Consider the following 18,412-nt stretch of genomic DNA (forward strand, 5'->3'; position numbering starts at 1 on the left):
TAAGTATCCATTCAGCCGGGCGGTAAAATAAAGAGTAGACAAGGAATGCTAAAAAGGTAAACTAGAGTGGCTATGAGGTAATATGGTTGATCTTTTAGAATTTTGCGAAAGTTTAAGCAGACTATAGAAAAGTTAGAAACAAAAATAGAAGAGCTTAAAGCAGAAAATAAAGCGCTAAGGATCGAAAACGCTGAGTTAAAAGAAAGGCTTGGCTTAAGTTCAAAAAATTCATCTATACCAAGCTCCAAAGAATTATATAAGATGAGGGAAAATAAGCCAAAAAGTGACAGGAAAGTAGGAGCACAGGTTGGACATAAAGGCAGTTACCGCCCTAAAATGGAGGCAGATGAGATGGTAAAAATAGAACTGCCCAATACGTGTGAGTGCGGAGGAGAAATTGCGGTATCAAAAGATCCGTATACTCATCAAAAGGTCGATTTGCCGGAAATCAAGCCGTATGTAGTTGAATATCAACTAGAGCATGGACGTTGCAAAAGATGTGGAAAAAGAAAAAGTAGCAAGCTACAAGAAGGAGTAACTGCGGACACATTTGGTCCAAGAGTTAAGTCAGTAATTGCAGCATTAAGTGGATTTTACAAGAATTCGAAAAAAGAAGTGGCAAATATTATAAAGGACATTTTCAACCTGGATATCAGCGTCGGTAGTGTATCAAATAGCGAGGCTAGAGTGGCAGAAAAATGCCAAGAAGCATATGAGCAAATTGAGGAAGAGGTAAGCAAGAGCAAAATTTTACATATCGATGAAACTAGCCATTACAACAAAGGTAAACAGGGCTGGTGCTGGATGTTTGCGAGCAAAATAGGAAGTGTGATCAAATTGACAGAGTCAAGAGGGATGAAAGTCCTGGAAAATAGTAAATTTGGAAAGAATAACAACCTAGTAGTGACCAACAGATATGCAGCTTACAACTACTTTTCCAGCAAGAAAAGGCAGGTCTGTTGGGCACATTTAGCAAGAGATTTTGAAAGGTTGTCTCATAGTTGGAATAGCGAAGTGAAAGTTTTGGGGTATTATTTAAGGAATGTTGCTACTGAATTATTTGCATTGAAAAAAGCTCTGTTAAAGGATGAAATAGACACATTAAGGTTCATAAGAAGAGCAAGAAAATTACGCAAGCGAACGAGATATTACTTAAAGAATATATCAAATTTACCCGAGGCAATTGGAGCGTCTCGAGTAGCAAAAAATATCATGAAATCGGATCTGATGATGTGGAAATTTTTGGACGATCCAGAAAATATTCCACTGACAAACAACTATGCTGAGCGACAGATTCGGCATTACGTTGTTTACCGAAAAGTTTCATATTTTACACAATCGAAACGGGGAAATATGTTTCTTGAGAGGATAATTTCATTGTACTTGACTTGGAGGCAAAAGAAGTTAAATCCTTTTTAAAACCTACTGGCTATTGCTTCTTAAGCCATACACCTGAATGGATACGGCTGATAGAATAGCTGAGGAAAACAAAAACAGAAGAGCTAGTCAGCAGAGGGGAGTTTTTGGGCATAAATAACCAACTCATCCCTCGTTAAGGTATAGGAGCTATTTTCCCAGTGTTGCCTCAACAATTCTAAGCTTTTGCCTAAGTTTTTTCCTGGCTGATATCCTATATTTATCAAATCATCACCAGATAGAGGAAATTTCGGGATATCGAACGTGCTTGCAAATGAAATGTACTGTTCTATTAAATCAATGTTTGTTCCGGACTCAACGCCACAGATTTTTATTAAATCGCAATAGAATTCCTTACCATACAGAGAAATGTATTTTTTCTGTTCCTGTTCTGATAATTCTGTTTTAATGTTGTTGGATGATAAAAATAGTAGTTTTTTACTTTGCTTATTTGAAAGACGTAAAAATTTACTGATGTACTTTCCAATACTCGCCTTTTCGTTTTCAGTAGTTCTAAGGAGTAATGCTAGTTTTACTAGTGCATCAGCACCAATAAGAAGTGAAGAGGATAAAATTTCACATTTTACTTCTCCTGGAATAATTTGCTGTAATACACTGGATTTTTGCATGCTTTTAAGCGTTGGAGCAGGATCATCACATTCCAGCAATTTAAACATTTCATCTCTAATTCTCTCTCCAGATAAGTTTTGAATCATATGGGAGTGTTTTTTGCATACGTTTAATATTTTGTCACTTAAGTTTCCTGTGCATATTTTTGCATGAAAGCGAAATGCTCTTAAGATGCGTAAATAGTCCTCCCTAATTCTGTCTTCAGAATTACCTATAAAATTTAATCTTTGTGCTTTTAAATCCTGAACGCCACCAAAATAGTCATATATTTGGCCATGCCTATCTGCATAGAGAGCATTGAATGTAAAATCACGCCTTGAAGCATCAGCTTTCCAATCATCAGTAAATTCTACCTCTGCATGCCTACCATCACATTGAACATCATGCCTGAGTGTGGTAATTTCGAAAGATCTGTTATTTAAAATTGCAGTTACAGTACCATGTTTCAAACCTGTTGGAATAGTTTTTATATTGCAGGATTCTAATGCCTTAATAACTTTCTTGGGTAGTAAATTGGTGGCTAAATCAATATCATGGACATCGCGCTGCAAAATTGAATCTCGAACACATCCACCAACAAGCCTTGCCTCACCACCTGATTTCTCTATGGCATCAATGATTAAATTAGTTTCAAGGTCAACTTGCATTTGAGCTCACAACTGTACGACTGGGATGACACTGTTTTACAGATAATTATACAATTTTACGTTAAAATACAACATTTGAATGTGATTAGACGAAAGCTATATTTTAACGTAAAATTGTATAAAAAATTTTAGTTTAATCAAAGGCAACACATGGTATATTATTTAAAGATTTCTTTATAAGTTTTATGTCTAGAATACCATTTTTATTCATTTTTATAATCTTAATAGCAAGCTTACCGGTAATAAATAATTGGCTTTCAAATCGTGGTCAAACATTGAGCGATGATTACATAGGTGAAAGGGTAGATAGTTATATAAGCAGAAATTTCGATAGAATTATCAATGCTCTACAAGAAAAAAATAACCGTACCAATGCATTTAGAAATAAAATTTTGCAATATAAGGATCAAGTGTTTGATCAAGCCTACCCTCACGCTGGAAATGAGAATAGCGATATCATAGCTGTGGGATTTTTTGACTACTCTTGTGGATATTGTAAGGCGATAAAGGATGATGTAAAACAATTAATTAATGATGGAAAAGTTAAATATATTTTTAGGGATTCTCCAATTTTTGGCAATAACTCTCTTAAAGCAGCAAGAAGCGCTTTAGCTGTTTATTTTATCGACAAAGAAAAATATCTTGATTTTCATTATGCTGCTTTAAAGCACACAAGAGAGTTTTCTGATAATGTTATATTGAATATAGTAAAGAGTATAGGGATTAGTGAAAGTGATTTTAATTCTTCTATGAAAGACAATGCAGATAAAATCGAACAAATGATCGACAGCAGTAAGCTTTTGGTTAGAGATTTAGGTGTTGGTGGTACACCTTTTGTGGTTATCGGTGATAGTCTGTTCATCGGAGCAACTGATTTAAGTGTGCTACGTAATAAAGTAAACGAACTGAGTAAAAAATAGATGACCTTTACGATGCAACAAGCCTTTTAAAAAAAGCTTTTCATGGGAGGTGATAAATGATAAGTTGTTAACGATAAGTTATTGTAAGTTGGATTATGTGTTTGAATTTACCTAATATAAATAGGGAGGGTTATTTATTTATAGTAATTGCCTTTATAGTTACATGTATAGCATTTTCTATATCTTGGGGATCTGGTGTTACATGCTTATTTCCAACATTATTGTGCACTTACTTTTTTCGTGATCCGGCAAGAGCTGTACCAAACAATGAGGATCTAATAATCAGTCCTGCCGATGGTATAGTCACGAAAATTGAAGAAGATGTATCAGTAGAAGATCAAAAGTTCACGCTTGTTAGTATATTTTTAAGCGTTCTGAACGTTCATGTAAATCGCGTTCCTATATCTGGTAAAATAAAAGAACTAAACTACAAAAAAGGAAAATTTGTATCTGCAATGAGCAATAAATCTAGCAATGAAAATGAAAAACAGGTTATTGTAATTGAATATCAAGAAGGAAAAGAAATTATTGTAGAGCAAATAGCAGGATTGATTGCACGTCGTATAGTGTGTAATTTGAGTGTGTCTCAAAGTGTAAAAGCAGGTGAAAGATTTGGAATTATTAGATTTGGCAGCAGAGTAAACCTTTATATTCCAAGTAACGTAGAAGTGAGAGTTTCAGAGGGTCAAACTGTTGTTGGTGGTGAAACAATTATAGCAAGCTTAAGTAAAGAGGGTCTTCAAGAGAAGCTTACTTTTGATGTTATATGAGTCATGACAGTAGGTTTCTGCCTGTTGCAAAGCTATTTCCAAACTTTGTAACATTGCTCGGCTTATGTGCTGGCCTTACTTCGCTTAAGTTTACATTTAATGAACAGTGGGAATTATCAGTAATTTTTATCATCATTGCTGCAATAATAGATGGAATGGATGGTAGGCTAGCTAGAATTCTAAAATCAACTAGCGATTTTGGAGCTCAGCTTGATTCCTTTGCAGACTTTTTAAATTTTGGTGCAGCACCTGCATTTCTTCTGTATTTCTGGAAATTAAAAGAAATTGGAGTAATAGGGTGGATTTTAGTGATGATATACGTAATCTGCATTTCAATAAGGCTTGCAAGATTTAATGTATCATTGGGTACAGAACAAGAATATTGGGAAAAATTTTTCTTTTCTGGTGTTCCATCACCAGTATGTGCATTATTTTCTTTACTTCCACTTATTGTTACTTTTCAGTCTGAAGAGAGTGGGTGCTTGCTTTTTATGGAACAGTTTTTTAATACAAGAAATGTAGCTTGTTATTTTTTAATCATTTCATTTTTTTCAGTTAGTCATATTCCAACTTTTTCTGCGAAGCATATCTATGTTCCCAGAAGCGTATCTTATATATTTGTATTACTTTTTGGAATATTTATTATATTTTTCATCAGTAAACCTTGGGTAACTCTGCCAATTGTAGGTTTGGTATATGTGCTTACTATTCCAATAAGTATTGGGCTGTACATATATTATAATTACAGAGCTCGCTAAAGAAGATATATGAAAGTTAATCCAATCATATGCGCACTTGACACTCAAGACTTGAATGAGGCTATTTCTTTAGCTGACTCCTTGCGTGATAAGGTTGGTATGGTGAAACTTGGGTTAGAATTTTTTACTGCTCATGGCATACCTGGGGTGCAAGAAATTGCAAAACGCAATGTGCCAATTTTTTTGGATCTGAAGTTGCATGACATTCCAAATACTGTAGCTAAAGCGATCGAGGTGGTAAAAAACCTCAATGTTGAGATGTTAACGCTACATATTAGCGGTGGAGCTAAAATGCTAGAGAAAGCACTGAGTGTAGTGCAAGGTACGAAAATAAAACTAGTAGGAGTAACAGTATTAACTAGCATGAGCAATGAAGACTTAAATGAGCTTGGCATAGAAAAAGAAACAAAATCTCAGGCGGTTTTACTGGCAAAGCTTGCAAAAAAAATTGGACTATATGGGGTGGTTTGTTCCGCGCTGGAAATTCAGGAAGTGCGAAAAGAATGTGGTCAAGATTTTAAAATTATTACTCCAGGGATTCGCATAGATACTTGCCATGATGATCAAAAAAGAACAGCAGCGCCAGAGGAAGCAGTGGAGCTAGGAGCAGATTATATTGTAATTGGCAGACCAATCACGAAAAGTGACAATCCTGCAGGTAGTGCAGTCAATATCGCTAAAAAATTGGGATTGCTGATTTAAGTAGGATAGGGCCTGTAAAAGCTATTAAATATATTGACTCCTATATTTAATTGTGCAATAATTAATCATAAATATTTAATTTTTAGTGGGAGAAGTTTATGCCAAGAAACACATCACCATATAACGATAATTTTCCTTTGTTCGGAGAGACAACGAACATGCATATATATCCTCCTTCATACAAACAGGTGCTAAAAGAAAAGCAGAATAAATTTTTTGATGCTGTTCAAGCAGGTAAAATAGATCTAGTGGAAAAATTCATAAACGAAGATGCTAATATTATTAATGCACGAGATGAAGATGGAAACACTCCTTTACTTTGGGCTTATAAAAATGATAAAAAAAAAGCATTAAGCATTCTTCTCAAAGCAGGGGCTGACGTGAATGCGAAAAATAAATATGGAAGGAATATTTTCTTAGATCATATACGTGATGACGCAGCTGTAACCGGTATTTGTGCATTTGGTGGGTTATCTCCGCTTTTTCCGACGATATCTTTTGTTTACCTTTTTAATAGTAAAATATTAGTAACCTATTCAGCAAGTGTTGTTGGAGCTTGTTTTGCGATAGGTTTGTTTGTTAGCCTTATTGTACAGATTGCAGGAATAGTATGTTTCCGCTCCATTAGAGCGGAAGCAGAAGGATATAAGTCTGCAGATGGGAAGGGAAATCCCCCTCCATATGAGCTTATCTGTGGAGCAGTGCAGGTGATAAATGAAAAGCCTGCAATTGATCAACCTGCTCCTTCTGTCAGCTAAACTGGCTCTTTTCTTGAGTTCCAGCGCATGACACTGGGAAGTTTAACAGCTGTATGTTTTCATAATTCAATATATTGACTTTTATATTTAATTATGCAATAATTAATCATAAATATTTAATTTTTAGTGGAAGAAGTTTATGCCAAGAAACACATCACCATATAACGATAATCCTCCTGCATACGATGAAGTAATGGAATTAAACACACCTCCTCCTTCATACAAAAAGGCAACGAGCCCTCCTTCATATGAAGAGGTGCTAAGAGAAAAAAAGCAGGAGGCATTTTTTTGATGCTGTTAAAGCAGGAGAAATGCTTCTAGTAGAAGAATTCATAAACGAAGATGCTAATAGTATTAATGTACGAGATATAAATGGAAATACTCCTTTACACCTTGCTGTTAAAAGAAATAACGAAGAATTAGTACGATATCTGATTAAATGTGATAAGGTAAACCTTAACATCAAAAATAAAGCAGGTGACACTCCCTTGAAAATGGCTAGGGACTTTGAACGTACAGAAATAGCAAACATTTTCAGTGAACAAGATAAGTTAAATAAAAAACTTGTTAATGCTATTAGAAACAAAAATAAGTACTTAGCTAGGAAGGTCATAAGAGAGGGAGCTAATGTTAATGCAATATATAATGATAATGGAGATACTCCTTTATTTTTGGCTTATGAAAGTGGTAAAGAAAAAGCATTAAAAATTCTTGTTGAAGCAGGGGATAATGTCAATATAAAGGATAAAAATGGAGACACCCTTTTACACTTAGCTATTAAAACAAATAATCTAAAATTATTAAAATGCCTAGTAACATTAAAGGGAATAGATTTGAATGCGCGAGATGGATATGAAGATACTCCTTTACTTTGTGCTTATAAAAATGGTAAAAAAGAAGCATTAGAAATTCTTCTCAAAGCAGGGGCTGATATGAATATGAAGGATAAAGATGGAAATACTATTTTAGGTGAGATGAGAAATCAGGCAATTCTTCTATGCTTTGGTATATTTGTTGTGTCATTAGTAGTTCAGTTTATGATTTTGGGGGTTGTATCTTTAGAATCTACTATAGGTGAGTTTTCTATTCCTCCATTGAAAACCTTGGTATGCATTTTTGTTGCAGTTGCTGCTGCGGTAAGTATTATTGGTAGTTCTATCCTATATGCTGGAGCAAGATCATATATCCACTTTATTAAAGTGGAAGCTGAAGCTGAAGCAGGAAAGTTTGAGCCTACAGATGATAATCCCCCTCCATATGAGGCCTAGTTGTGGAGTGAAGGATGTGTATGTATATGAAATGCAGAATGAGCCTGCAATTGGTCAACCTGCTCCTCCTGCTCATTAATGTCAGCTAAACTGGCTCCACTGGGATGACATCCTATCTGGAGAAAAATACTATGCGCTTGCCAAAACATTGTATCTGCAGTACCATTAAATTATAAAAAGTTATTTTGTTCAGTATGAAAAAGGCCTTTATATTTACATCTTTAGCAGTAGTTGTATTAGCAATTGTTGTGTACTTATTTAAAAATGATATCACTAATGATGCACAAGTAGTGAATGTCTATTCTTCACGCAAAGAGGAGCTGGTACGCACTCTATTTGATGAGTTCACAAAAGACACTGGAATTAAAGTACGCTACATAATTGATGATTATTCGCAGCTGCTTTCACGCATAGAAAATGGCGGTGAAGCTGATCTGTTTATTACTGCAGATGCAGTGAATCTGATTCTTGCAAAAAAAAGGAAGCTTTTGTCTCCAGTAGATTCAGAAGTTTTGAAAAACGCCATACCTGCAAAGTTTAGAGATAACGAAGATTATTGGTTTGGTCTTACTAAAAGAACTAGAATGTTGGTCTATAATAAAGAATCAGTGGATCCTAAAGATTTAGGGACTTATGAAGATCTTGCAGATGAAAAGTGGAAAGGAAAAATATTGGTGCGCTCGTCTACCAGTCCATATAATCGCTCATTGATTGCTTTTATGGTTGCAAATAATGGTTTTGAGAGGACAAAAAAATGGGTAAATGGAATTGTAAGCAACATGGCAAGAAAGCCAAGCTGCGGTGATACTGACCAAATTTATGCAGTGGCGGCTGGTGAAGGAGATGTTGCAATAGTAAATAGTTATTATCTTGCACGAATTCTTTCATCAGAGAAGAAGGGTATTACAGATAAACTTGGAGCTTTCTTTCCAAATGATGGTGTGATGGTAAATATTAGTGGTGCAGCGGTAACAAAAAATGCAAAGCATAGAGAAAATGCTATAGCTCTAATGGAGTTTTTAGTAAGCAAAAAAGCTCAGGAATCATACGCTAAAAAGAATCAAGAGTATCCTATAATTGAAGGTATTGAAGCGTCTGATATACTGAAATCTTGGGGCAATTATTCACAAAGCAATCTATCTTTAAGCGAGCTTGAAAAGCACCTTTTTGAAGCTGTGATGATAGCAGATGAATGTGGGTGGAAATAAAAAAATAAAAAAAAGTGCTTGACAGCATTTTGAGGGATAGTTAATATTGCATCGTAAATATTCTAATTATTGGGGAACATTGCCGAAAGGTGGTGTTCCTTTTGAATTCTCTAATACAAAGGCTGTTAATCTTCTACTTTTTCTGTTGCAGAGGTTACAGTCGAAAAATCATAACTTTTCAAAGGAGGCTAGTATGTCACTTTCTGATATTGCTCACCGTGTCAATGAGCTCGCTTCATCGTGGGAGCAATTTAAACTAATTAACAATCGCAGATTAGAAGAAATCGAAAGCAAGGGTCATGCCGACTCTTCAACGGTCGAGCAGCTACACAAGGTAAATGATGCCATTGATAGCTGTAAAGAGCGTTTAGATTTAATAGAAACTGCAGCACAACGTCCGGGAGTAAACACGGATTTTAATACAAATGATAAAGATTTTTCTGATTATCTTCGCAAAGGAACAGAGAATGGTTTATCACAAAAAGCCTTGAGTGGAGATAGGGGAGGTGGTGGAGAGTATCTTGTTGCTCCACATATTTTAAAGCGTATAAATAAATATATAACAGATGCATCTTTGATGCGTCAGCTATGCTCTCGTCAAAAAATCTCCACCGAGACATTTGATTACATTATAGAAGATGGGGAAGCCGGCGCTGGTTGGAGTGGGGACATAAAGAATAGGCCTGATTTCACAAAGGATACAGAAACACCCAGGGCCCAAAGGATTTCCATTACAACGTATGAATTATACGCCCAACCACAGATATCGCAGAAGTTACTCGATGATGCATTTGTTGATGTTGAAAGTTGGCTAGTGGGTAAGATTGTTGAAACTTTTGGTGCAAAAAAAAATCAGGCATTTATCAAAGGTAAAGGCACTTTTGAACCAAAAGGAATTTTATCTTATGACCCGGGAGAAAGCTATAACACAATAGAGCAGTTTACAGAGGAAAACCTATATAGCGATGCAATAATATCACTATATTATGCTCTGAATGAACATTATTCTAAGAACGCATCATTTTTAATGAGTAGAAGGAGATTAAAAGATATTAGACTGCTAAAATATAGTGGAACGGGCCAATATATGTGGCAGCCGAGTTTATCACTTGATGAACCAGATACTCTAATGGGAGTGCCAGTATATCAGTCTATCGACATGCCAGATGACACAATTGTAGTCGCAGATTTCAAGCGAGCCTATAAAATCGTAGATGGTAGAGGAATGCGAATATTAAGAGATCCTTATACCAACAAACCTCATGTAAGATTTTTCATCACCAAGCGCGTTGGTGGAGAGGTTGTCAACACCAGCGCTATTAAGATATTGAAATCTACTAAGAAAGAACCCTAGGCTTTTTATACTGGTGCGTTAACATCAACTCCTTGTGCACTTGCCGTGTGCTTAGTAGGCTCGCTTAGGTCTTGCATTGGTATCCATTCAGGTGTATGGCTTAAGAAGCAATAGCCAGTAGGTTTTAAAAAGGATTTAACTTCTTTTGCCTCCAAGTCAAGTACAATGAAATTATCCTCTCAAGAAACATATTTCCCCGTTTCGATTGTGTAAAATATGAAACTTTTCGGTAAACAACGTAATGCCGAATCTGTCGCTCAGCATAGTTGTTTGTCAGTGGAATATTTTCTGGATCGTCCAAAAATTTCCACATCATCAGATCCGATTTCATGATATTTTTTGCTACTCGAGACGCTCCAATTGCCTCGGGTAAATTTGATATATTCTTTAAGTAATATCTCGTTCGCTTGCGTAATTTTCTTGCTCTTCTTATGAACCTTAATGTGTCTATTTCATCCTTTAACAGAGCTTTTTTCAATGCAAATAATTCAGTAGCAACATTCCTTAAATAATACCCCAAAACTTTCACTTCGCTATTCCAACTATGAGACAACCTTTCAAAATCTCTTGCTAAATGTGCCCAACAGACCTGCCTTTTCTTGCTGGAAAAGTAGTTGTAAGCTGCATATCTGTCGGTCACTACTAGGTTGTTATTCTTTCCAAATTTACTATTTTCCAGGACTTTCATCCCTCTTGACTCTGTCAATTTGATCACACTTCCTATTTTGCTCGCAAACATCCAGCACCAGCCCTGTTTACCTTTGTTGTAATGGCTAGTTTCATCGATATGTAAAATTTTGCTCTTGCTTACCTCTTCCTCAATTTGCTCATATGCTTCTTGGCATTTTTCTGCCACTCTAGCCTCGCTATTTGATACACTACCGACGCTGATATCCAGGTTGAAAATGTCCTTTATAATATTTGCCACTTCTTTTTTCGAATTCTTGTAAAATCCACTTAATGCTGCAATTACTGACTTAACTCTTGGACCAAATGTGTCCGCAGTTACTCCTTCTTGTAGCTTGCTACTTTTTCTTTTTCCACATCTTTTGCAACGTCCATGCTCTAGTTAATATTCAACTACATACGGCTTGATTTCCGGCAAATCGACCTTTTGATGAGTATACGGATCTTTTGATACCGCAATTTCTCCTCCGCACTCACACGTATTGGGCAGTTCTATTTTTACCATCTCATCTGCCTCCATTTTAGGGCGGTAACTGCCTTTATGTCCAACCTGTGCTCCTACTTTCCTGTCACTTTTTGGCTTATTTTCCCTCATCTTATATAATTCTTTGGAGCTTGGTATAGATGAATTTTTTGAATTTAAGCCAAGCCTTTCTTTTAACTCAGCGTTTTCGATCCTTAGCGCTTTATTTTCTGCTTTAAGCTCTTCTATTTTTGTTTCTAACTTTTCTATAGTCTGCTTAAACTTTCGCAAAATTCTAAAAGATCAACCATATTACCTCACAGCCACTCTAGTCTACCTTTTTAGCATTCCTTGTCTACTCTTTATTTTACCGCCCGGCTGAATGGATACGTTAATATTAAGAGATTATGTTAAATGGCGGGAGTGATGAGACTTGAACTCACGACCTCTTGCGTGACAGGCAAGCGCTCTAACCAGCTGAGCTACACCCCCATTTACTTTTTAATGACTTTTTTATTTTAAAATTAATAAATATGCTACTCCATGTCAATATTTTTTGTTTGCGCTTTGTAGCATTTTCTATTACTATGTAAGTAATTTGATTTCACACATGGCTAATACAAGTAGTCCCATTGGGGTTGTGCCATGGAGGATAAACTATTTGGAGGATAAAATTATGGCAAATTTGCCTGAAGTAACAATACGTGATTTGGCTGGGTCTGGTGTACATTTTGGTCACAAGACTAGTCGTTGGAATGCAAAGATGGCTCCATATATATATGGGGTGCATCAGGAAAATCGTATACATATAATAGACTTAAGGAAAACATTACCATTGCTACTGGGAGCAATGAAAGCTTTATATGATGTTGCATCTCAACGCGGTCGTATCTTATTTGTTGGAACAAAGTTTCAAGCCATGGACATTATTGCAAGTGAAGCAATTCGTTGTGGTCAATATTATGTGAATCATAGATGGCTCGGTGGTATGCTGACTAACTGGGGCACTGTTTCTTCTTCAATAAAGACTTTAATGCAATATGAAAAAATACTAGGCAACGAAGATAGTATTTTAACGAAGAAAGAACTAGGCAATATTGATAAAAAAAGGCAAAAACTTGACAAGGCTTTAAGTGGTATTAGAGAAATGGGAGCAGTTCCCGATATCTTATTTATTATTGACACTAACAAGGAGCATACTGCAGTTGCAGAGGCTAAAAAATTGGGAATTCCAATAGTTGCAATACTTGATACCAATTCTGATCCAGATGACATTACTTACCCTATACCTGGGAATGATGATTCAAGAAAATCAATAGAACTTTATTGTAAATTAGCAGCTGATTTTATATTAGCTGGAATAGAGTCCAGTTTAGCAAGGTCTGGAGTTAAGATTGATGAAATCAAAGATGATGAATTTATTCAGGAAAAAGAAGATGGTATTGTGGAAACCAAAAAAAGGCGTAGTAAAGTTATAAAAGAAGAAGAAAAGGAGGTAGTAACAAATGATAGTGAATCCAAGTAATATAAGAGAATTACGTGATAGAACAGGGCTTGGCTTAAGCGACTGTAAAAAGGCACTAGAAGAATGTGATGGTGATATCAACAAGGCAGTTGATAAGTTGCGTGCAATAGGCCTTGCTAAGGCAGACAAGAAGTCTGATAGAATAGCTGCTGATGGGCTTGTTGCTATGCATTTATCTGAAAATTGTGGTGTGTTGGTTGAATTAAATTGCGAAACTGATTTTGTTGCACGAAATGATAAATTTATAGAGTTAGTTTCAAATTTAGCATCAATTGCTCAGAAAGAACGTTGTGTCAGTATTGATGAGCTAAAAAATGCTCAATATAATGGCACTGGCACAGTAAAGGAAGCTATTATGAACGGCACATCGATTCTTGGTGAAAAGCTAGAGTTAAGTAAAGTTTGTTACTTAGAAGCTAAAGATGGAGTGATCGCTGGTTATGTACATGGCGATATACATGGGTTAGGAAAGACTGGTGCTTTGGTTGCATTGCAGTCATCCGGTGATAAGGCAAAGCTGCAAGAAGTTGGAAAGCAAGTAGCAATGCATATTGTTGCTATGAAGCCTGAAGCCTTGTCCATAGATGATTTAGATCAAGCTAAATTAAATAATGAGCGATCTATCGTTGAAGAACAGGTAAAAAGCTTAAATAAACCTGAAGAAGTAACAAAAAAAATAGTGGATGGTCGTATGGCTAAATACTATGAAGAAGTTGTCTTGTTAGAGCAAAAATTTATAAAGGATGATAAGATAAAAATTTCTGATTTTATAAAATCAATCGAATCAAATGTAAGTTCTCCTGTTAAATTATCTGATTACAAGTTATTTGTTTTGGGTCAAAATAATTAAAGATGGAAATCTCACCAGATGAAGTAAAATACTCTAGGGTATTATTTAAAATTTCTGGTGAAGCTTTGATGGGGCTACAGCCTTTTGGCCATGATATGGAAGTAATAAGCCGATTATGTAAGGATATAGCTGATATTCATAAACTTGGGGTTCAAGTCTGTATTGTGGTTGGTGGTGGCAATATATTTCGTGGTTCGTCTGCGTCTTTGAATGGTTGTGAAAGAGCAAGCAGTGATTACATTGGCATGCTTGCAACTATAATTAATGCTTTGATTTTGCAAAATTTTTTAGAGGAAAATTCAGTGGACTCTAGGGTAATGTCTGCAATACCTATGGCTGCTATATGCGAGCCTTACATTAGGAGAAAAGCTATTCGTAATTTGGAAAAAGGTAGAATAGTAATATTTGCAGCAGGTACAGGTAATCCATTTTTTACTACAGACACAGCTGCAGCTTTACGTGCAGTTGAAATGAATTGTGATGTTATTCTTAAAGGTACGCAAGTAAATGGAGTATATTCCTCTGATCCTAAGAAAAATGAAGATGCTGTAATGTACGATAAACTGTCTTATACAGATTTATTAGCTCGTGATTTAAAAGTGATGGATGCATCAGCAGTTTCACTTGCACGAGAAAATTTGATTCCAATTGTAGTTTTTTCTTTGAAAGAGGAGAAAATAGTCAATATCATTAAAGGTAGAGGCATTTATACTATAGTGTCAAACAGTAGGTAATTTATGTTAAGTGAAGTAAAAACTAAAATAAAAGAGAGGATGCTAAAAACTATTCAGTCCTTTCATGATGATATTAAAGGTGTACGTACTGGAAGGGCTAGTGCATCGTTACTTGACGGTGTGGTGGTGAATGCCTACGGTGGACATCAAAAGTTAAGTCAAGTTGCAGGCGTTTCAGTTACAGACAATAAAACTTTATCAATCAAAGTTTGGGATGAGGGAATTATAGGTGAAGTTAAAAATGCCATACTGAATGCTAATCTTGGTTTAAATCCTGTTATTGAAGGCAATACAATACGTGTAACGCTTCCAGATTTAACAGAAGAGACTCGTAAGAAACTAGTTAAGCTGTTGCACCAATTTGCTGAAAATGCACGTATTGCTATCAGAAATATACGCAGGGATACTTTAGAAGAAATAGAGAAGATGAAGGAGGATAAAGAAATCTCAGAAGATGAGTTTCATAGTGCTAAAAAGGAAGTTCAGAGCATTACTGATGAAAATATCAAGAAAATTGATGAAGAATTATCCATAAAAGAAAAAGATGTATTGAGTCACTAAATGACAAACATATTAAGCCCTGAACTTTTGCCGAAACATTTAGCAATCATAATGGATGGCAATGGTAGATGGGCAAATAATCAAGGAAAGGTAAAACTTGACGGTTATAGAAAGGGTAGTGAAGTTGCATATGATATTGCTAAGTATTGCACAGCTCTCACTATACCTTATTTAACCTTATACGCATTTTCTATGGAAAATTGGCTAAGACCTGTAGATGAAACTAACTGCTTATTTGATTTATTTTATTCTATTTTAACTGATAAAGATAAAGTTAATTTCATTTGTAGCTGTAACATTAAATTGAACTTTATCGGCAATTTAAGCATGCTACCAGCCAGAATATTTGATCAAATTAAAAAGGCAGAGGAAGTTACACAAAAGAATGAAGGTTTATTACTTACTGTAGCAGTAAGCTATGGAGCAAAACAAGAAATCACACAAGCTATAAGCAATATCATAAAAGAAAATGTTGACTCTGTATCAGAAGATGAATTTGAGAAGTTTCTTTATACTAAAGGCTTGCCAAAGTTAGATTTGCTAATTCGCACGGGAGGAGAGAAAAGGTTAAGTAATTTTTTATTATGGCAAGCAGCTTATGCAGAGTTATATTTTTGTGATACTTTATGGCCTGATTTTTCTTGCCAAGATTTAAGCAAGGCATTAGAAGATTATACAAAAAGAGAGAGAAGATATGGTGGATAATAATTTTATAGTTAGGATGCTGTCTTCAATAGTAATATTGTTTATATTTTCTTTTGCTACATATTTTAGTGATTTATCGTTCTATTTATTGATCTTTTCAATAGCGGTTTTATCTTCCTTTGAGTGGTATAATTTAACCAAAGGGAATAAAATTTTATATATTTTTGCGCTGTTACTTATTGCATTGCCAAATGCCTCATTGATATATTTATATAATTTACCACAGGGAAAATACGCATTAGTATGGATAATTCTAACTATTTGGAGTATTGATATCACTGCCTATTTATTTGGCAAGAACTTTGGTGGACCAAAGATTTGTCCGATGATTAGTCCTGGTAAAACTTGGTCGGGGCTTCTTGGTGCTATCCTAGCTGGGATAGTGTGTACAATCTTTGGGTCAATATTTTTTGGTCTATTTTCAATTCTTTACTCTCCTTTTATTGGCTGTGCAATTGCTATACTAGGACAGCTTGGCGATTTCACTGAATCACTTATTAAAAGAGTTTATGGTGTGAAAGATAGCGGAGGCATAATACCTGGTCATGGAGGAATACTTGATCGGATGGACAGCTTTATCTTTACTGCACCTTTTATTGCTATTTATGTGAGCTAGCTACAGTTTGTCTTCTTTTAGTAGTTACCAATAACCCTTATCTCCCACTCAAGTTCGACATTAAATTGATCTTTTACGATATCTCTAACTCTATTGCCAAGACTTTCAAGATCAGAAGCAGTGGCATTATTGCAATTAAGTAAAAAATTACAATGCTTCTCAGAGATTTTAGCTCCACCAACATTTAACCCTCTACAGCCAGATTTATCGATCAGCTGCCATGCTTGGTAGTTTTGTGGATTTTTAAATATGCAACCGGCAGTTTTTCCCCTTGTTGGTTGGCTCTCATTTTTTTTATCAATGATTTCTTCCAATCTTTTCGAGATGATTTCGTATTCTGAATTTACTCCCTTGAACTCAGCTTCAATGAAAACCCATTTTCCTTTTAAACTATGCCCTCGATAAAAATAACCCATCTCTCTGCTGGAGAATTCATATATATTTCCGTCTTCCAAGCTAATTGCTTTTACAGACTGCATAATACTCGCGATATCACTACCATATGCACCAGCATTCATTTCTATTCCGCCACCCACTGTCCCTGGGATTCCAGCTAAAAATTCTAGTCCACCTATTTGCCTTTCTCCGGCAAAGTAAGCAAGATTACTAAGCAGTGCAGCACCACCTATAACAATAGAGTTGTTTCCCTTGTACTTTATATATGCAAATTCTTTACCTAACTTTACTGTTATCCCTCTAATGCCGCTATCTCGCACAATTATATTGGATGTTGCACCAATAACACTAATTGGTAATTCAGCATTTCTAATTAAATACCTCAAATCGTCAATATCATGAGGTTTAAATAATACGTCAGCTTGCCCGCCAACATTTAACCACGTCATTTTGGACATTGAAATATTATAACGATATGCCCCACGTACTTTAGGTAAGCTTATAAGCATTTTGATTTCAACTCTAGCCCTGCATCTATGCCCATTTTTTCTGCATCTTCTATGCAGGAAGTACGCTCCGTAAAGTATATGTCCTTCTCATTAGCTAACATACAGCGAAGGTATAACATATTTTCATTTACATACTCAGCTAAAGCTGCAAGTGGTGTAAAACATGAGCCATTTACCGTTTTCATAAAACTACGTTCTGATTTAACCCTTATATAGGACATATTATCATTAAATTTCTCTAAAAGATCGATAATTTTTACATCATTTTTTCTACATTGAACACAAATTGCCCCCTGTCCAACCGCACTTAACATGAGTTTTGGTGGCAATATCTCTGTGATTAAATGGTGTTTTTCTAATCTTATCAATCCAGCTTCAGCTAGAATTATCCCATCAAAACTCTGATTTTGTAATCTAGTTGTTACATTCCCACGTAGCGGTACTATGTTTAAATCTGGTCTAAAATGTAATAACTGAACTTTCCTTCTTATTGCAGAAGTAGCAATTGTGGCCTGCTTTGGTAAAGATTCAAAGCTGCTATGCTTATGAGAAACAAATACATCATATGGACTTAGTCTTCTCAGAACGCATGGAATTATTAAATCATCTGAAAAGAATGCGGGTACGTCCTTTAGAGAGTGAACTGCAATATCTATCTTGCTCTCAAGTAATTCATCTTCAATTTCTTTAATAAATAGCCCTTTACCCCCTATTTCAGCAAGATTCGCATTGGCATATTTGTCTCCAGAGGTTTTAATTTTAATAATCTCAATAGATAAATTAGGAAAAGAACTAAGTAACTTCTTTTTCACTTCTAAAGCTTGAGCAACCGCAAGATCGCTTCCTCTAGTACCTATTCTGATTAACATGTGTGAAATTAAAATATTAGCTTAATTAGTTACCTAAGTGAAGTCTATTCTAGCTATTTGTACAGT

General features: G+C 35.4%; 18 protein-coding genes, 1 tRNA gene and 3 pseudogenes. 17 read left to right on the forward strand and 5 right to left on the reverse strand.

All coding sequences use genetic code 11. The features are described from left to right. The first annotated feature begins 82 nt into the window (after window positions 1-82). A pseudogene (gene tnpC, locus HF197_RS01890) lies at window positions 83-1,419 on the forward strand (IS66 family transposase). A gap of 83 nt (window positions 1,420-1,502) precedes the next feature. Here the strand turns inward: tnpC (HF197_RS01890) and HF197_RS01895 are convergent. Further along, window positions 1,503-2,693, reverse strand: coding sequence for a CCA tRNA nucleotidyltransferase (locus HF197_RS01895; RefSeq protein WP_168464056.1), 1,191 nt, complete (start codon window positions 2,691-2,693; stop codon window positions 1,503-1,505). A 185-nt stretch (window positions 2,694-2,878) separates the two neighbouring features. On the opposite strand from HF197_RS01895, the gene HF197_RS01900 reads away from it, so the two are divergent. The 10 genes and pseudogenes from HF197_RS01900 to HF197_RS01940 all read left to right on the forward strand — a co-directional run bounded on the left by HF197_RS01900 (window position 2,879) and on the right by HF197_RS01940 (window position 10,431). Further along, window positions 2,879-3,613, forward strand: a complete 735-nt coding sequence (locus HF197_RS01900; protein ID WP_168464057.1) for a DsbA family protein — start codon at window positions 2,879-2,881, stop codon at window positions 3,611-3,613. Window positions 3,614-3,708: 95 nt separating this feature from the next. Next, window positions 3,709-4,383, forward strand: a complete 675-nt coding sequence (locus HF197_RS01905) for a phosphatidylserine decarboxylase (RefSeq protein ID WP_168464058.1) — start codon at window positions 3,709-3,711, stop codon at window positions 4,381-4,383. Next, window positions 4,380-5,141, forward strand: coding sequence for a CDP-alcohol phosphatidyltransferase family protein (locus tag HF197_RS01910; protein ID WP_168464059.1), 762 nt, complete (start codon window positions 4,380-4,382; stop codon window positions 5,139-5,141). Before HF197_RS01905 ends, HF197_RS01910 begins: the two co-directional genes overlap by 4 nt. Before the next feature lie 9 nt (window positions 5,142-5,150). Continuing rightward, entirely contained in the window at window positions 5,151-5,843 is a 693-nt protein-coding gene (gene pyrF, locus HF197_RS01915; protein ID WP_168464060.1) for an orotidine-5'-phosphate decarboxylase, read from the forward strand. 98 nt (window positions 5,844-5,941) lie between these two features. Then, complete coding sequence (locus HF197_RS01920; RefSeq protein ID WP_168464061.1) at window positions 5,942-6,601, forward strand: ankyrin repeat domain-containing protein; 660 nt, start codon at window positions 5,942-5,944, stop codon at window positions 6,599-6,601. 139 nt (window positions 6,602-6,740) lie between these two features. Continuing rightward, window positions 6,741-6,893 (forward strand): hypothetical protein, encoded by a 153-nt coding sequence (locus HF197_RS01925; protein WP_168464062.1) that lies wholly within the window; start codon window positions 6,741-6,743, stop codon window positions 6,891-6,893. A 10-nt stretch (window positions 6,894-6,903) separates the two neighbouring features. Then, window positions 6,904-7,458 (forward strand): annotated as a pseudogene (locus HF197_RS07630) (ankyrin repeat domain-containing protein); the annotation flags it as partial. Then, window positions 7,435-7,869 carry an ankyrin repeat domain-containing protein gene (locus HF197_RS07635; RefSeq protein ID WP_369800024.1) on the forward strand — a complete coding sequence of 145 codons (435 nt, stop codon included), beginning with the start codon at window positions 7,435-7,437 and terminating at the stop codon, window positions 7,867-7,869. The pseudogene HF197_RS07630 and the gene HF197_RS07635, both read left to right, overlap by 24 nt. Before the next feature lie 194 nt (window positions 7,870-8,063). Beyond that, window positions 8,064-9,077 (forward strand): extracellular solute-binding protein, encoded by a 1,014-nt coding sequence (locus HF197_RS01935; protein WP_168464064.1) that lies wholly within the window; start codon window positions 8,064-8,066, stop codon window positions 9,075-9,077. A gap of 193 nt (window positions 9,078-9,270) precedes the next feature. Beyond that, window positions 9,271-10,431, forward strand: a complete 1,161-nt coding sequence (locus HF197_RS01940; protein WP_168464866.1) for a phage major capsid protein — start codon at window positions 9,271-9,273, stop codon at window positions 10,429-10,431. A gap of 124 nt (window positions 10,432-10,555) precedes the next feature. Here HF197_RS01940 and tnpC (HF197_RS01945) read toward each other — a convergent pair. Both tnpC (HF197_RS01945) and HF197_RS01950 read right to left on the reverse strand, forming a co-directional pair. Continuing rightward, a pseudogene (tnpC, locus tag HF197_RS01945) lies at window positions 10,556-11,892 on the reverse strand (IS66 family transposase). A gap of 104 nt (window positions 11,893-11,996) precedes the next feature. Then, a tRNA-Asp gene (locus HF197_RS01950) sits at window positions 11,997-12,073 on the reverse strand. A gap of 184 nt (window positions 12,074-12,257) precedes the next feature. Here HF197_RS01950 and rpsB point away from each other — a divergent pair. From rpsB to HF197_RS01980, 6 genes are read left to right on the forward strand one after another with little or no spacing between them, the layout of a single operon-like run. Further along, entirely contained in the window at window positions 12,258-13,106 is an 849-nt protein-coding gene (gene rpsB, locus HF197_RS01955) for a 30S ribosomal protein S2 (RefSeq protein WP_168464867.1), read from the forward strand. Then, complete coding sequence (gene tsf / locus HF197_RS01960; RefSeq protein ID WP_168464065.1) at window positions 13,087-13,956, forward strand: translation elongation factor Ts; 870 nt, start codon at window positions 13,087-13,089, stop codon at window positions 13,954-13,956. Before rpsB ends, tsf begins: the two co-directional genes overlap by 20 nt. Window positions 13,957-13,958: 2 nt before the next feature. Beyond that, window positions 13,959-14,690: a UMP kinase gene (gene pyrH / locus HF197_RS01965; RefSeq protein WP_168464066.1), complete on the forward strand. Its 732-nt coding sequence runs from the start codon at window positions 13,959-13,961 to the stop codon at window positions 14,688-14,690. A 3-nt stretch (window positions 14,691-14,693) separates the two neighbouring features. Further along, window positions 14,694-15,251 carry a ribosome recycling factor gene (gene frr / locus HF197_RS01970; protein WP_168464067.1) on the forward strand — a complete coding sequence of 186 codons (558 nt, stop codon included), beginning with the start codon at window positions 14,694-14,696 and terminating at the stop codon, window positions 15,249-15,251. Between the two features lie 9 nt (window positions 15,252-15,260). Further along, entirely contained in the window at window positions 15,261-15,956 is a 696-nt protein-coding gene (gene uppS / locus HF197_RS01975; protein ID WP_168464868.1) for a polyprenyl diphosphate synthase, read from the forward strand. After that, window positions 15,946-16,572 carry a phosphatidate cytidylyltransferase gene (locus HF197_RS01980; protein WP_168464068.1) on the forward strand — a complete coding sequence of 209 codons (627 nt, stop codon included), beginning with the start codon at window positions 15,946-15,948 and terminating at the stop codon, window positions 16,570-16,572. Before uppS ends, HF197_RS01980 begins: the two co-directional genes overlap by 11 nt. Before the next feature lie 17 nt (window positions 16,573-16,589). Here HF197_RS01980 and murB read toward each other — a convergent pair whose 3' ends face one another. Continuing rightward, window positions 16,590-17,477: a UDP-N-acetylmuramate dehydrogenase gene (gene murB, locus HF197_RS01985; RefSeq protein ID WP_168464069.1), complete on the reverse strand. Its 888-nt coding sequence runs from the start codon at window positions 17,475-17,477 to the stop codon at window positions 16,590-16,592. Then, window positions 17,468-18,346 carry a hydroxymethylbilane synthase gene (hemC, locus tag HF197_RS01990; protein ID WP_168464070.1) on the reverse strand — a complete coding sequence of 293 codons (879 nt, stop codon included), beginning with the start codon at window positions 18,344-18,346 and terminating at the stop codon, window positions 17,468-17,470. The genes murB and hemC overlap by 10 nt, the downstream gene beginning before the upstream one ends. Between the last annotated feature and the right edge of the window lie 66 nt (window positions 18,347-18,412).

Origin of the sequence: Wolbachia endosymbiont of Ctenocephalides felis wCfeT, from assembly GCF_012277295.1 — a bacterium.
Classification (GTDB): Bacteria; Pseudomonadota; Alphaproteobacteria; order Rickettsiales; family Anaplasmataceae; genus Wolbachia.

Coding starts and splice junctions, on each gene's coding strand:
- HF197_RS01895 (WP_168464056.1), bottom strand. CDS start 2,693: ATGCAAGTTGACCTTGAAACTAATTTAATCATTGATGCCATAGAGAAA.
- HF197_RS01900 (WP_168464057.1), top strand. CDS start 2,879: ATGTCTAGAATACCATTTTTATTCATTTTTATAATCTTAATAGCAAGC.
- HF197_RS01905 (WP_168464058.1), top strand. CDS start 3,709: ATGTGTTTGAATTTACCTAATATAAATAGGGAGGGTTATTTATTTATA.
- HF197_RS01910 (WP_168464059.1), top strand. CDS start 4,380: ATGAGTCATGACAGTAGGTTTCTGCCTGTTGCAAAGCTATTTCCAAAC.
- pyrF (WP_168464060.1), top strand. CDS start 5,151: ATGAAAGTTAATCCAATCATATGCGCACTTGACACTCAAGACTTGAAT.
- HF197_RS01920 (WP_168464061.1), top strand. CDS start 5,942: ATGCCAAGAAACACATCACCATATAACGATAATTTTCCTTTGTTCGGA.
- HF197_RS01925 (WP_168464062.1), top strand. CDS start 6,741: ATGCCAAGAAACACATCACCATATAACGATAATCCTCCTGCATACGAT.
- HF197_RS01935 (WP_168464064.1), top strand. CDS start 8,064: ATGAAAAAGGCCTTTATATTTACATCTTTAGCAGTAGTTGTATTAGCA.
- HF197_RS01940 (WP_168464866.1), top strand. CDS start 9,271: ATGTCACTTTCTGATATTGCTCACCGTGTCAATGAGCTCGCTTCATCG.
- rpsB (WP_168464867.1), top strand. CDS start 12,258: ATGGCAAATTTGCCTGAAGTAACAATACGTGATTTGGCTGGGTCTGGT.
- tsf (WP_168464065.1), top strand. CDS start 13,087: ATGATAGTGAATCCAAGTAATATAAGAGAATTACGTGATAGAACAGGG.
- pyrH (WP_168464066.1), top strand. CDS start 13,959: ATGGAAATCTCACCAGATGAAGTAAAATACTCTAGGGTATTATTTAAA.
- frr (WP_168464067.1), top strand. CDS start 14,694: ATGTTAAGTGAAGTAAAAACTAAAATAAAAGAGAGGATGCTAAAAACT.
- HF197_RS01980 (WP_168464068.1), top strand. CDS start 15,946: ATGGTGGATAATAATTTTATAGTTAGGATGCTGTCTTCAATAGTAATA.
- murB (WP_168464069.1), bottom strand. CDS start 17,477: ATGCTTATAAGCTTACCTAAAGTACGTGGGGCATATCGTTATAATATT.
- hemC (WP_168464070.1), bottom strand. CDS start 18,346: ATGTTAATCAGAATAGGTACTAGAGGAAGCGATCTTGCGGTTGCTCAA.